The following is a 13,776-nucleotide window of genomic DNA, read 5'->3' as shown; positions in this document are numbered from 1 at the left end:
CGCCTGCCGCCTCGCGGCAGGCGGGACCTGCCGCAGGAGGGGGGAGGCGGGATGAGTTCGAAGGACTGGCTCGAAAAGGACTTCTATGCCGTTCTCGGCGTGCCCAAGTCCGCTCCGACCGACGAGATCAAGAAGGCGTACCGAAAGCTCGCCCGAGATCTGCACCCGGATCGCAACCCCGGGAACAAGGAGGCGGAAGAGAAGTTCAAGGCCGCCTCCGAGGCGTACGACGTGCTCTCGGACGACAAGAAGCGCAAGGAATACGACGAGATGCGCTCGCTGTTCGGCTCGGGCGCGTTCCGCCGGGGGGCCCGTTCCGGTGGCGGCACCCAGTTCGACCCGTCCGACCTGTTCGGCGGGTTCAGCGGCGCCGGTGCGGCCGGTGGCGCGCCCGGCGACCGTCGCTTCGGCGGTGCCGGCTTCTCGGACATATTCAGCTCGATATTCTCGGGCGGCGGGCCTGGTGGTGGCGCCGCACGCCGTGGCGGTCCCCGTCGCGGCCGGGATGTCGAGACCGAGGTGACGCTCGACTTCGCGCAGGCCGTGAAGGGCACGACGCTGCCCTTGACGCTGCGCTCGGCCGGCGAGTGCGAGACCTGCCATGGCAGCGGGGCCAAGCCCGGCACGTCGCCGCGCACGTGCCCGCAGTGCCAGGGCACCGGCCTCATCTCGCGCAACCAGGGATCGTTCAGCTTCTCCGAGCCCTGCCGGGACTGCCAGGGCGCGGGGACGATCGTCGACCAGAAGTGCACGGAGTGCCGGGGCACGGGCGGGGTCACCAAGAACCGCACGATCAACGTCCGGTTCCCGGCCGGGGTGGCCGACGGTCAGCGCATCCGGCTCAGCGGCCGGGGCGAGCCGGGCGACCGGGGTGGCCCCGCGGGCGACCTCTTCGTGCAGGTCATGGTGCGACCGGACGAGTTGTTCGGGCGTACGGGTGATGACCTGACCCTGGTCGTGCCGGTCACCATTGCGGAGGCGGTGCTCGGCACCGATCTGCGGGTGCCGACGCTGGACGGCCCGGTCACCCTGCGGGTGCCGCCGGGCACGCCGAGCGGCCGCAAGCTGCGGGCGCGAGGCAAGGGAGTCACACGCAAGGACGGACCACCCGGAGACCTGATCGTCACGGTCGACGTGCAGATGCCGGGTGGAGTCACGGGGGAGGCCCGGGACGCGCTGGAGCGGTTCGCCAAGCTGACCCCGCCCGCCGGGCGGGAGCGGCTCGAGGCCCGGGTGCGCCGGAACACCTAACGGGATCGGGAGGGGCACATGCATGAAGAGATCAGCATCTCGGTCGAGCAGTCCTCCGACGCGAAGGTCCTGATCATCTCGGTCGCGGCTCGCCTGGCCGGGATGCACCCGCAGACACTCCGTCAGTACGACCGGCTCGGGCTGGTTCAGCCCGGCCGGGCCGGCGGGGGCGGGCGCCGCTACAGCGAGCGGGACGTGGCGTTGCTGCGCGAGGTGCAGAAACTCAGCCAGGAGGAAGGCGTCAACCTGGCCGGCATCAAGCGCATCATCGGACTCGAGCAGCTGGTGGGCGACCTGCAGGAGCGGGTGCGGGAGCTCGAGCACGAGCTCGCCGACGCGTACGCCCGCCTCGCCCAGCTCGAGAGCCCGTACGGCCGTGGAGATCTGGTACGCCAGGAGCGCCCCTCGACCGCGCTGGTCGTGTGGCGCCCCCGGCGAGCATCCGACAGGTAGGAAAGGCCCCGTGCGGGGCCTTTTCTCTTACCTGCGGTTGTTGAACAGGCCGAGCCGGCGGGGGTGGCGGACGAGGCCGCCCTCGATCCAGTCGGTGTAGTCGAAGATCTCGGGCCGGCTCATCAGCACGCGGCAGTTGTGCGCCCAGATCGACATCGGCTCGTCGCCGACCTCTTCCGCACGCTCCACGAACTTCTTGAGCCGGCGCTTACGCTGCCCCGAGGCGTTCTGCCGGACGCCGTCGGCGGCGTAGATGTACATGCAGTGCTGGGCGAAGCGGCGAGCCGGACACTGCCTGTCCATCGCCAGTTCGAACAGCGTCGGCGCCAGGACGTCGCCGGAGATCAACAGGTCCCAGTCGGGGGGCATGCCGCTGAGCGGCACAGCCTCCGGGTGATAGGCCCACGCCTGCAGCTCTTCCGGCCGAGGATCGACCGGATTGGCGAACCCGAAAAAAGTCGACTCACGCACTGTCACGTCGCCGCCCGAGAAAGTCCGATAACACGTAGTTGTCGCAGGCGAAACTAGCGCGCCGACCTTGTCCGGCGAAAGTGTCAAGAGCTCACAATCGGATACCGGTCAGTAGCTTTATGCAGCCTCAGGTCAGTCCTCGGCGGTGAGTGGCTGCACCTTGGGTCTCGTCGGCGGCCCCCAGCGGCGGACAAAGGTCTTGAACCAGTCGTAATCGGGCAGCCGGGCGAGCAGCGGGCCGGAAACGACCGTGATCAATACGTACGCCGTGGCCAGCGGGGCCAGCCGCGGCTCGACACCCGACGCGACGGCCAGCCCGGCGATGACGATCGAGAACTCGCCCCGCGGCATGAGGGCCAGCCCGGCCCGCAGCCGGCCGGGAACGGCGATGCCCACCCGGCGGGCCGCGAAGTAACCCGTCGCGACCTTGGTGAGCATCGTGACCACGGCCAGTCCCAGCGCCGGCAGCAGAACCGGGGGCATGTCGGCCGGATCGGTGGACAGGCCGAAGAAGACGAAGAACACCGCGGCGAACAGGTCGCGCAGTGGGGACAGCATCTGCGTCGCGTGGTGCGCGACCGGACCGGAGATCGCGATGCCGACCAGGAAGGCGCCGACCGCGGCGGAAACGTTGAGCTCCTCGGCCACGCCGGCCACGAACAGGGTCAGCCCGAGGACGCCCAGCAGCAGGGCCTCGGCGTCCTTGGCCGAGATCAGGGCGCTGATCTGGCGGCCGTAGCGGATCGCCACGACCAGCACCGCGACCACGGTGACGACGGCGACGCCGAGCGACTTGAGCCCGCCGATCAGGCCCACCCCGGCCAGCACGGCGGTGACCAGCGGCAGGTAGAAGGCCATGGCGAGGTCCTCGATGACCAGCACCGAGAGAATCACCGGCGTCTCGCGGTTACCGAGCCGGCCCAGGTCACCGAGCACCTTGGCGATGACCCCGGAGGACGAGACCCAGGTGATGCCGGCCAGCACCAGCGCGGCCTGCCACTCCCAGCCCAGGAGGACGGCGAACGCCGCGCCGGGCAGGGCGTTGAACAGCGCGTCGACCAGCCCGGCGGGGGCCGCCGCGCGCAGGTTGCCGACGAGTTCACCCGCCGAGTATTCGAGGCCGAGCATGACCAGCAGCAGGATCACGCCGATGGAGGCGCCGATCTCGATGAACTCCTCGCTCGCCGAGAGCGGCACGAATCCGCCGTGCCCGAAGGCCAGGCCGGCCAGCAGATAGAGCGGGATCGGCGAGAGCCCGAAGCGCCGGCCGAGGCGGCCGAGCATGCCGAGAGCGAAAAGTAAGGCACCGACCTCGATGAGGAGGATCGTCGTTTCGTGCATTCCGGGACCCGCTCGTCTCTGGGGTTTCGCCGCGGGCAGGCTCAGTCTTCGGTGTCGCCGGCCAGGATGGCGGTGGCGCCGTCCAGGCCCTGACGGGTGCCGACCGCGACCACCACGTCGTTCGCTTCGAAGACGAACTCGGGGCCGGGGGAGGCGATGACCTCGCGGTCGCGCATCACGGCCACGATCGAGGCGCCGGTGCGGGTGCGCGTGCGCGTGTCGCCCAGCTTGCGCCGGACGAAGGGTGAGCCGGCGGGCAGCGCGATCTGCTCGGTGAGCAGCCCGGACGCCTGCTGCCGGAGCCCGGCCAGCTGGCCCAGCATGAGCGAGGCGCCGAGCACGTCGGCCAGAGCCTCGGCCTCGTCGTCGGTCAGCGGGATCGACGCCAGGCACGAATCCGGGTCGTCGATGTCGTACAGCACCAGGTCACGGCGGCCATTGCGGTGCGAGACCACGCCGACGGTACGCCCCGAGGACGTCACCAGGTCATGCCGGACGCCGATTCCCGGCAACGGAGTCTGTTCCACCCGTACACGCACGATCACAACGGTAGCCCAGCAGTCACGCGGTTCCGGTCAGCATGGCCTCCGGCCGCACTTCCGGGACGATTCGCCGGGTTCGCCGGGCGGCCAGGATCAGCAGGAAGCCCAGCACGCACAGGGCGAGATTCACGCCGTACGCGAGCCGGTAGTCGAACTGCTGGGCCAGGCCGAACGCGGGCGCGGCGAGGACCTGGCCGATCGGGAAGGTGTTGGTGATCATCGTGGTGGCCCGTCCGTGGTGGCCCGGCATCAGGTCCTGCATGTAGGTGATGCTCAGCCCGCCGACGGCCGCGATGAAGGCGGCGTTGAGGATCTGGGCCGCGGCCAGCACCCACACCGAGCCGGCGGTGACCGCCACGGCCTGGTACGCGACGCCGAAGACCACGCCGACGAGGATGAGCGAGCGCAGTGGCAGCCGGGTGCCGAGCGCGCCGAAGCCGAGCAGCAGCGGGATCTCGAGCGCCGCGCACAGCCCGAGAATGAGGCCGGCTCCGCTCACCGAGCCGCCCAGGTCGATGCTGACGAACAGCGGCATGGCCTGCACACCCAGCGTAATCGCGGTCTGCACGACGATGAAGCCCGCGACCAGCAGGAAGATCGTCGACCGCGGGGCCTCGGGCACGTCATCCGTCTCGTGTTCGGCCGGACCGGCCGGGACGGCGACCTCGGGCAGCCAGCGGTAGACGATCACGGCGGCCAAGCCGTACATGATCGCGACCAGGCCGTACGTGTAGGCGAAGCCGCGCGCGGCGATCAGGAGCGCGGCCAGCGGCGGCCCGGCGACCCAGGCGACCGAGAAGAGCATGCGCAGCGTGCTGATGCCCATGGCCGCCCGGCGCGGGTCGCCCTGCTGGAGCACCTGCCGGGCGTACGCGAAGCTCTGCGGGAAGAGCGCGCCGGCCAGCGAGGTCAGCGTCACGGTGACCGCGAGGAGCACCCAGTAGTCGCGGATGAACGCGGTGAGCACGGCACCGGCCATGCCGGCCAGCGCGGCCGAAAGCAGCAGCTTGCGGCGCATCGGACGGCGGTCGGACAGGCGCCCGACCAGCCACGACACCACGACACCGGAGAGCGGCGCGACGAGCAGAAAGATCGTTGTCCGGAGCGGGCCGGCGTGCACGCCGTCGCTGAGGAACAGAGCCAGGAAGGGCCCGGCGAAGGAGGTGCCGATCCCGACGGCCATGAAGATCAGGGCGAGCGGGAGCAGGCGCCGCGACATCGAGCCGTGCGCCGCCGGTGGAACGGCCATGATTCCCTACGTTACGGGCCACGCCGCGCTCTTTCGGGGAGTCCGTGGCGACCATCACGACTCACGTTGTCGCGGTAGCGCCCTCGGCATAGAGTTGAGTTGAGCACGCTCAAGTCTCGGTGGGGTTCGATCAGGGGAGCACATGAACGCCGAACGTTTGACCACCAAGAGCCGCGATGTGATCACGGGGGCGGTCGCCGACGCCGGGCGCCGGGGGCACGCCACCGTCGAGCCGTGGCACATGTTGCTGGCTTTGCTCGACACCGGCGGCTCTACAGCGCCGGCGATGCTGCGGGCGGTGGGGGCCAACCCCGCCGACGTACGCCGGGTGGCGCTGCGGGCCGTCGAGCAGTTGCCTTCCGCCCGGGGGGCGAGCACGGCCGAGCCCAGCCTCTCGCGCGAATTCGTCAACGCGATCGGCGAGGCCGAGCTGATCGCCCAGCCGCTCGGCGACGAATACATCTCGACCGAGCACCTGCTGGCCGGTCTGGCCCGGGTCGGCGGAGCTGTCGGCCGGGCCCTCAAGGACGTCGGCGCCACCGAGGAGGCTCTGGTCGCCGCCTTCCCGCAGGTGCGCGGGGGCGAGCGCCGGGTCACCAACGCCGACCCCGAGCAGACGTACAAGGCGCTCGAGAAATACAGCGTCGACCTGACCGCGCTGGCCCGCGAGGGCAAGATCGACCCGGTCATCGGCCGCGACGCCGAGATCCGCCGGGTCGTTCAGGTGCTCTCCCGGCGTACGAAGAACAACCCGGTCCTCATCGGCGAGCCCGGCGTCGGCAAGACGGCGATCGTCGAGGGCCTGGCCCAGCGCATCGTGGCCGGTGACGTGCCCGAGACCCTGCGCGACAAGAAGCTGGTCTCGCTCGACCTGGGCGCGATGGTGGCCGGCGCGCAGTACCGCGGTCAGTTCGAGGAGCGGCTGAAGAGCGTCCTCGAAGAGATCCGCAACTCCAACGGCCAGGTCGTCACGTTCCTCGACGAGCTGCACACGGTCGTCGGCGCCGGCAAGGGCGAGGGCTCGATGGACGCCGGCAACATGCTCAAGCCGATGCTGGCCCGCGGTGAGCTGCGCATGGTCGGCGCGACCACCCTCGACGAGTACCGCGAGCACATCGAGAAGGACCCGGCCCTCGAGCGGCGCTTCCAGCCGGTGGTGGTCGGGGAACCGACGGTCGAGGACACGATCGGCATCCTGCGCGGGCTCAAGGGCCGCTACGAGGCCCACCACCGGGTGCAGATCACCGACGCCGCCCTGGTCGCCGCGGCCTCCCTGTCCGACCGCTACATCAGCGACCGCTTCCTGCCCGACAAGGCGATCGACCTGATCGACGAGGCCGCGTCCCGCCTCCGTATGGAGATCGACTCCCGGCCGGTCGAGCTCGACCAGCTGCAGCGCCTCGTCGACCGGATGCGGATCGAGAAGCTCGCCCTCGAGAAGGAGACCGACCCGGCGTCGGTGGCCCGCCTCGAGCGGCTCAACCGCGACCTGATCGACCGGGACCGCGAGCTCGGCATGATGAACGCGCGGTGGGAACGCGAGCGGGGCGGCCTCAACCGGGTCGGCGAGCTGAAGAAGCAGCTCGACGAGACCAGGGCCTCGCTCGAGCGGGCCCAGCGCGACGCCGACTGGGAGACCGCGTCCCGGCTGCAGTACCAGGAGATCCCGGCCCTCGAGTCGGAGCTGGCCACCGCGGCTGCGGCCGACCTGGAGGCCGGCGAGGAACCGCCGATGGTCAAGGAAGAGGTCGGCGCGGACGACATCGCCGAGGTGATCTCGTCGTGGACCGGCATCCCGGCCGGCCGGATGATGGAGGGCGAGACGGCCAAGCTGCTGCGCATGGAGGAATCGCTGCGCGGCAAGGTGGTCGGCCAGGCCGAGGCGGTGGCCGCGGTGGCCAGCGCCGTGCGCCGGGCCCGGGCCGGCATCGCCGACCCCGACCGGCCGACCGGCAGCTTCCTGTTCCTCGGCCCCACCGGCGTCGGCAAGACCGAGCTGGCCAAGGCCCTGGCCGGGTTCCTCTTCGACGACGAGCGGGCCATGGTCCGCATCGACATGAGCGAGTACGGCGAGAAGCACTCGGTGGCGCGGCTCGTCGGCGCCCCGCCCGGATACGTCGGCTACGAGGAGGGCGGGCAGCTCACCGAGGCGGTGCGGCGCCGGCCGTACAGCGTGGTGCTGCTCGACGAGGTCGAGAAGGCCCACCCGGACGTCTTCGACGTGCTGCTCCAGGTGCTCGACGACGGCCGGCTCACCGACGGGCAGGGCCGCACGGTCGACTTCCGCAACGCCATCCTGGTGCTCACGTCGAACCTGGGCTCGCAGGCGGCCGACATCACCATGGGCGACGAGGAGCGGCGCGACGAGGTGCTGGCCGTGGTGCGCGGGCACTTCAAGCCCGAGTTCCTCAACCGGCTCGACGACATCGTGGTCTTCCACGCGCTGACCCGGGACGACCTGGCCGCGATCGTCGACATCCAGCTGGGCCGGCTTCGTACCCGGCTCGCCGACCGTCGTCTGGTTCTCGAGGTGAGCTCGACCGCGGTCGACTGGCTGGGCGAGCACGGGTACGACCCGATCTACGGCGCCCGACCGCTGCGGCGGCTGGTGCAGTCGACGATCGGCGACGCGCTGGCCAAGGCGCTGCTGGCCGGGGAGATCCAGGACGGCGACACGGTGCTGGTCGACCTGGGCGACGGCAAGGACGGGCTGCGGGTGACGCGCGGCTGATCGCCTCGTCGGGTCGCGCGGCTCGCTTGGTCGCGCGGCTCGGTCGCGCGCTCGCTTGGTGGCGTGGCTCGGCTCGGTCGCGCGCTTGGTGACGCGGCTTGGTTGTCGCTCGGCTCGGTTGTCGCGCGGCTCACCCCGTACGGGAAAAGGCCCCGGGTTTTGATCTTTCGATCAGCCCGGGGCCCCTCGCGTCTTCAGTTGTGAGTCTTAGTTTGTGGCCGGCCTCTGCCGGTAGGCCTGCGTCATCAGCACGTCGGTGACGACCTGTTCCCCCTCGGCGGACCAGATGCGGATGCCGTCGCGGTGGAGCTGATAGCGGACGTCTTTGAAGCGGGTCTTCGTGTCGTCATGGTGAACGACGGTCAGAGTATCGGCGTGGGGCATGGGACTCACCGGTCCTTAAGAGGTCTGGGGCCGCCGCGGTGTGGTCACGCGGCCGGCGTAACGGGACTCTTGCCCGGCGACTGTCTGCCTCGGCCCAGGCGCTCTTCAGGCGGGGCGGGCGACTCGTGCGGGCAGGGGGCATCGCGGGAGGCTGGTGCTGCCGCGTCGATGCCACGACGAAAGTGTAGAGATCACGGCGTACCCGTGTCGCCCCCTGAACGAGCGACCTATTTACGGATATATCGGTCATCGTCGGCCGATGTTGCCACAGTTTGCGTGACTCCGTGGGTCGGTCGCGGAGTTGGCAACCGCCCGATACCGTGAATGGATCAAGTTTTGGGGGCATTGTGACCGTTCCTGGTTCTCCGGCATCCGCGGCGCGGCCGCGTCCGACGGTCGTCACCGTGGCGGTCTATCTGCTCTACGCGGTGGCGGCCATCCAGGTGATCAACGCGTTGACCACGTTCTCGATCGCCGGACAGCTCACCGACGCCATCCGGGACGTCTACGCCGGCACCGAGGCTGAGGGCGCCGAGTCGTTCATCGGCGCCATCTTCGTCGGCGGGGCGATCGTCAACCTGTTGATCGGCATCGGGTTCGCCGTGCTGGCGCTGTTCGACGGCCGGGGCAAGAACCCGGCGCGGATCGTCACCTGGGTCATCGGCGGCATCTCGCTGTGCTGCTTCGGGGTCAGCCTGGGCAGTACGGCGCTGGCCGGCTCGATGGGCACCGGCACGACCACCGGCGGCCCGTCGGAGGCCGAGGTGCAGCAACGGTTGGAAGAGGCGCTGCCGTCCTGGTATTCGGCGTCCAACACGACGCTGTCGGTAATCGCGCTGCTGGCGATCCTGGCGACGGTCATCCTGCTGGCCCTGCCGGCGGCCAACGAGTTCTTCCGCAAGCCGGCGGCGGCCTGGGATCCGTCGGTGCCCTATCCGCAGTACCCGGGCGGTGCCGGCTACGGCCAGCCGGGGTACCCGGCTCAGCCGCCGTACCCGGGCCAGCCCTTCCCGGGCCAGCCCACGTCCGGGCCCTCCTACCCGGGCCAGCCCACGTCCGGGCCCTCCTACCCGGGCCAGCCTTCGTCCGGACCGTCGTACCCCGGGCAGCAGGGGCAGCCGGGGCAGCCGGCTCCCGGATTGTCGCCGTATCCGGGTCAGGCGCCGCCGCCCGCTTCCGCCTTCCCGCCGCCATCGGATCCGTTCGCGCCGCCGCCGGTGGATCCCAACCCGCCGCCGTCGACCAGTGGTGACCAGCCGCCGAAGCCGCCCACCGACCCGGCCTGACGGGGTTCGCGCCCCGCTCGCGGCCACGCCCGGGTAGGTTCGGCGCAACGGATCACCGCGGGGAGTCGTCGATGTCGTACCCAGTCCAGCCACCGCCGATCGCCGCCGCGCCGCCGGTGTCGCCGCCGGGCCGGCCGCCCGCGGTGACGTTCGCTGCCGCCCTGCTGTGGCTGATGGCCGGAGTCGGCCTGATCTATGCCATCGCGACGGTGGCCATCGTGCCCGGCACGATCGACCGGTTCCGGGACGTGACGGCCGCCCCGGTCTCCGGCAGCTTCACCGGCGACAACGACCCGGAGTACTACGTGGCGGTCGTCTGGCTCGGCGCGGCGATCGCCCTGGCCCTCGCCGTGATCGCCTTCGCGCTCTTCGTGGTGGTCGGCCTGTCGCTGCGCCGCGGCAGCAACGCCGCCCGCATCGCCACCCTCGTCGTCAGCGTCCTGGGGATCCTGGGCGGCACGGCCGGCGTGCTGACGCTGGCCGCCCAGCGCAGTGGCAACTCGGCGCCGTGGTCGCTGGGCGCCCAGCTGAGCGATGCCTACCCCGACGGCTGGATCGGCACGAACGCCGGCCTCGCGATCGCCCAGATCCTCGGCTACGCGCTGGTCGGCATCCTGATTCTGACCACGCCGCGCACCTTCTTCCGGCGCCCGGCCGCCCCGTCGGCCCCACAGCCGGTCTACGGCGCCGCCTATCCCGGCCACGGCGTTCCCGCCAACGCCGCGTACCCGTCGGCCTACCCCGGCCCGGGCTACCCACCCACCGCAAACCAGCCGGCGGCGGGTTACCCAGCTTCTGGAGCCCAGTCGGCGGGCTACCCACCCCTTGGTGGCCAGCCGGCGGGTCACCCCGCGCCCGGAGGCCAACTCGCCGGCTACCCAGCCCCGACGGGCTACCCGTTACCCGGGATCCAATCGGCGGGCTACGCGGACGGCGCCTACCCGCCGGCCCACGGTTACGGCCCCGAGTCTCACCCCGCGCAGGCCCCGAACCCCGGCTCGACGCACCCGGATCACTCGCCCTACGCCCGGCCCGCCGACCACGCGCCGAACGCTGCCTTCACACCCCAGGGCCCCACCCAGCCGGCACCGGCCCCACATCCGCCGGCGGACCCCCACTCTCCGTACGCGCGCCCCACTCAACCGGCTGCTGCGGACCATCACGCGCCTGCGGAACAGGAGCGGGCGGCCACCCAGCAGCCGGCACAGGCCTCGTCGCCAAGCGGCGAGATGTCGGTCACGGATCAGCAGCCGATGACCGAGCAGCCGCCATCGTCCGCGCCCGCCCGTCAACCCTCTCCCGACCAGACTCGGACCTCCGACCAGTCGTAGCAGTCGGGCTTCGCTCAACGCCATCGGTTCGTTCTGATGGGTCCGCACTCGACGTCGAACCGGTCCAGCGCTTCGCGCGGCACTGTGCGGTGAGCCTCTGCCGGACGCTGTCGTTGGTTGTGGTGAGCGGCACTCGACCCGTCCAGCCGCAAGGTCGGCCCGTGCCCACCTTGCGTAGGGCGCTGCGGCCGTCCAGCGGCTGACGTGAGTCGTGAAATCGTCTCCGCACGGAGGCCGGGCTCTCCTGACGGCGCGAGGCGCGCTCGCGGCATCTGAGGGCTCGCGCCGCAATCCGTTGAACGCCAGGACGGCCGCTGACTACGACGCCGATGCGAACGATGCTCAACCTTTGACGGAGGCTCTCACCGGACCGGGCGCCAGCCTGGCGGACGAAGGCGCCTCTCCCGTCGGACAACGGCCAGTGTGGACAATGGATGAGCGGGACCCGGGTGCAGGCGGGCGCGGAGCACATCGGATGATGAGTTCCGGACAACACACTGTCGGGTTGTTACCGACCAGTTACCCCCTCAAATTGATGGCATGACCCCTCACATTGATGGGTATGGGTCACCCGAACGGGTAAGTTTGTCATCCAGCCTCGTCACTCAATCGGCTGTCCGGATAGCGCGCCGTCGCCGGTCGGAGGGTGTTTTTCGCTGGATGGGTAAACGTCCGATGACGCGATTCACAGGAGCTTCTCAGCACCTCGACCGGGTGATCTGTCGCCCAGGCGGCCTGTGACCCCCGGCATAGGAGCTTTGAGCTGCATCGATGTTCCCGGCATGGGGCGAAAGGGACCGCCGGATCTGTAAGGTTTCTTTTTAGATCGACTCAATGCTGTGCGTCAATAGTTACGTTGCGCACCGCCAGGGCGAAAGGTTCCGGTTTCGTTCCAGCAAGTACGCTCGATGCATGCAAGCACGGCACGACCTGCGTAAATTCATCACTGAATTGCCCGTCGCGCAGCGTGGCGCCGTGCTTTCATCGGGTCGTGAACTTCCGATGCCGGGCCGCCCGGTTCCGGGAGCGAGCGCAAGGTGGCGAGATGACGTCGTCGGGGCGGGTGCGGGCCCAGGCGAAACGGATCAGCGACCAGCCCGTGCTTCACGAAGGGCAATGGATCGACGAATTGACAATGTGGGGCGTCTCACTCCCGGGGCGGGGATCGAGACCTCGACACAGATGGGCAGCGTCCTGATGGCGGCTGAGGCGTTGCAGGAGGCAGAGACCGAAGTCGGTACGGCGGTATGGGCGCATCGGAGGCTCGGGTTGCCGGCCACTCCCGATCGACCGTCCCGGTGATCGACGTCGGCCTTACGGCCTGAAAGTTAGCCGGTTCGTTCCTGCGCACATGCAGGAGAATCGATGCAGTTGGTGGAAGGATGGAGATCGTGGGAACTGCGTTGGCGGAAATGACAATGCCTCAGATCTCGCCGCTAGCCGGCGAGCCTATTGAACGTGCCGACGCCGAGCGGCTTGCGGGAGTGCTGAAGGCACTCGCCGATCCGGCCCGGCTTCGGCTGCTCAGCCTTATCCAGTCCGCGACGGACGGCGAAGCCTGCGTCTGCGACCTGACCGCTCCGCTTGGTCTGTCGCAGCCGACGGTGAGTCACCACCTGCGGATCCTGACCGAGGCCGGTCTGCTCGAGCGGGAGAAGCGGGGAGTGTGGGCCTACTACCGGCTCGTGCCGACCGCCATCGCGACGATCGCCGACCTGCTGACCCCGCCTCGTAAGCGGGCTACGAAGAAGGCGCGCTGACCGCTCCGCAGGGAATCGCCTGGCGTCACCGGCACCACGCGGGGCGTGGCGCCAGGCAGCAGACCTCTCCTCCTCCCAGTCCACCCCCCAGGACCTTCAGGAGTAACGGGTGAACTACGTCCACGGCGATCTGCGTGACCAGCTCGCGTACGTGGGTTTCGACGTGGTCCAGGCCGGCCTCGTCGCCGGGTCGGGCGGAAACCTCTCCGCCCGGATCCCCGACGAGGACGCCATCTGGGTCACCGGCAGCGGTTCTTGGCTGGGCCGGCTGAGCCGGACCACGTTCGCGGCCGTCCGAGTGTCTGACGGCTCGCCCGCGCTGGTGGGCAATGTGCCACCACCCGCGATCGAGCCGACGAGCGAACTGGCTCTGCACCTGGCGCTGTATCGGGCCCGTCCCGACGTCAACGCCATCATCCATTTGCATCCGCAGACCGCACTCCTGCTCGATGCACTGGGTGAGCACATCCGGATCGTCACCACCGACCACGCGTATTACCTGCGCCGTGTCTCGACGGTGCCGTTCCGGCTCCCCGGCACGACCGAGCTTGCCGCTCTGACCGCCGCGATGGCCGCTGACGGCACCGACTGCCTGGTGCTGAGTCAGCATGGCTGCGTGGTGCTGGGCGACACGATCGAATTGGCGCACAAACGTGCCCGCAACCTTGAGGAAGCAGCGGAACTCACCTACCGGGCGCTGTCCGCCGGCCGCCTGGAGAACCTCCGCGACTGCCCCGATGAGTTCCTGGACCGCCTGTACGGCTCCACCGCCGTCACGGTCTGACACGCACCAACCGGTCGACCCGCCCCGCGCCCGCCCCCAACGGCGCAGAGCGGATCGGCGCAGCCGGGGCACGTCCCGTTCCGGCCACGCGAACCATCCCCACCGACGAGCAGCAAGCACACACACATCAGCGCCCGGCACGGCTCCCCGAGAGGTCCCGTGCCGGGCGCTGCTGTGTTCTTACAGAAAGGCC

At 70.1% G+C, this 13,776-nt stretch carries 12 protein-coding genes; 7 read left to right on the top strand and 5 right to left on the bottom strand.

The window, feature by feature from the left end; translation table 11 throughout:
* Positions 1-51: 51 nt before the first annotated feature.
* Together dnaJ and LXN57_RS29495 are read left to right on the top strand one after the other, a co-directional pair.
* The gene (gene dnaJ / locus LXN57_RS29500; protein WP_251801471.1) at positions 52-1,251 is read left to right on the top strand and encodes a molecular chaperone DnaJ; all 1,200 of its coding nucleotides are present in this window, start codon (positions 52-54) and stop codon (positions 1,249-1,251) included.
* A gap of 18 nt (positions 1,252-1,269) precedes the next feature.
* The gene (locus tag LXN57_RS29495) at positions 1,270-1,704 is read left to right on the top strand and encodes a heat shock protein transcriptional repressor HspR (protein ID WP_251801470.1); all 435 of its coding nucleotides are present in this window, start codon (positions 1,270-1,272) and stop codon (positions 1,702-1,704) included.
* 27 nt (positions 1,705-1,731) lie between these two features.
* Here LXN57_RS29495 and LXN57_RS29490 read toward each other — a convergent pair whose 3' ends face one another.
* The 4 genes from LXN57_RS29490 to LXN57_RS29475 form a co-directional block, all read right to left on the bottom strand.
* Complete coding sequence (locus LXN57_RS29490) at positions 1,732-2,181, bottom strand: hypothetical protein (protein ID WP_221380850.1); 450 nt, start codon at positions 2,179-2,181, stop codon at positions 1,732-1,734.
* 126 nt (positions 2,182-2,307) lie between these two features.
* Positions 2,308-3,516, bottom strand: a complete 1,209-nt coding sequence (locus tag LXN57_RS29485; RefSeq protein ID WP_251801469.1) for a cation:proton antiporter — start codon at positions 3,514-3,516, stop codon at positions 2,308-2,310.
* 41 nt (positions 3,517-3,557) lie between these two features.
* The gene (locus tag LXN57_RS29480; RefSeq protein WP_251801468.1) at positions 3,558-4,055 is read right to left on the bottom strand and encodes a cation:proton antiporter regulatory subunit; all 498 of its coding nucleotides are present in this window, start codon (positions 4,053-4,055) and stop codon (positions 3,558-3,560) included.
* 22 nt (positions 4,056-4,077) lie between these two features.
* Positions 4,078-5,307, bottom strand: a complete 1,230-nt coding sequence (locus LXN57_RS29475) for a sugar efflux transporter (RefSeq protein ID WP_251801467.1) — start codon at positions 5,305-5,307, stop codon at positions 4,078-4,080.
* A 142-nt stretch (positions 5,308-5,449) separates the two neighbouring features.
* Here LXN57_RS29475 and clpB point away from each other — a divergent pair, with 142 nt between their 5' ends.
* The gene (gene clpB / locus LXN57_RS29470) at positions 5,450-8,038 is read left to right on the top strand and encodes an ATP-dependent chaperone ClpB (protein WP_251801466.1); all 2,589 of its coding nucleotides are present in this window, start codon (positions 5,450-5,452) and stop codon (positions 8,036-8,038) included.
* Positions 8,039-8,245: 207 nt separating this feature from the next.
* On the opposite strand, the gene LXN57_RS29465 is transcribed toward clpB, so the two are convergent.
* The gene (locus LXN57_RS29465) at positions 8,246-8,422 is read right to left on the bottom strand and encodes a hypothetical protein (protein WP_221380845.1); all 177 of its coding nucleotides are present in this window, start codon (positions 8,420-8,422) and stop codon (positions 8,246-8,248) included.
* 404 nt (positions 8,423-8,826) lie between these two features.
* On the opposite strand from LXN57_RS29465, the gene LXN57_RS29460 reads away from it, so the two are divergent.
* The 4 genes from LXN57_RS29460 to LXN57_RS29445 all read left to right on the top strand — a co-directional run bounded on the left by LXN57_RS29460 (position 8,827) and on the right by LXN57_RS29445 (position 13,583).
* Positions 8,827-9,708, top strand: a complete 882-nt coding sequence (locus LXN57_RS29460) for a hypothetical protein (RefSeq protein WP_251801465.1) — start codon at positions 8,827-8,829, stop codon at positions 9,706-9,708.
* A 71-nt stretch (positions 9,709-9,779) separates the two neighbouring features.
* Positions 9,780-11,039, top strand: coding sequence for a hypothetical protein (locus tag LXN57_RS29455; RefSeq protein ID WP_251801464.1), 1,260 nt, complete (start codon positions 9,780-9,782; stop codon positions 11,037-11,039).
* Between the two features lie 1,382 nt (positions 11,040-12,421).
* Positions 12,422-12,799 (top strand): ArsR/SmtB family transcription factor, encoded by a 378-nt coding sequence (locus tag LXN57_RS29450; RefSeq protein WP_014440216.1) that lies wholly within the window; start codon positions 12,422-12,424, stop codon positions 12,797-12,799.
* A 109-nt stretch (positions 12,800-12,908) separates the two neighbouring features.
* The gene (locus tag LXN57_RS29445; RefSeq protein ID WP_221380842.1) at positions 12,909-13,583 is read left to right on the top strand and encodes a class II aldolase/adducin family protein; all 675 of its coding nucleotides are present in this window, start codon (positions 12,909-12,911) and stop codon (positions 13,581-13,583) included.
* The last annotated feature ends 193 nt before the right edge of the window (positions 13,584-13,776 follow it).

It is taken from the genome of Paractinoplanes hotanensis, from assembly GCF_023717965.1.
In the GTDB taxonomy this organism is placed as follows: Bacteria; Actinomycetota; Actinomycetes; order Mycobacteriales; family Micromonosporaceae; genus Actinoplanes; species Actinoplanes polyasparticus.
The sequence above is the reverse complement of the archived record's forward strand: the minus strand, read 5'-3'. Positions and strand labels throughout refer to the sequence as shown.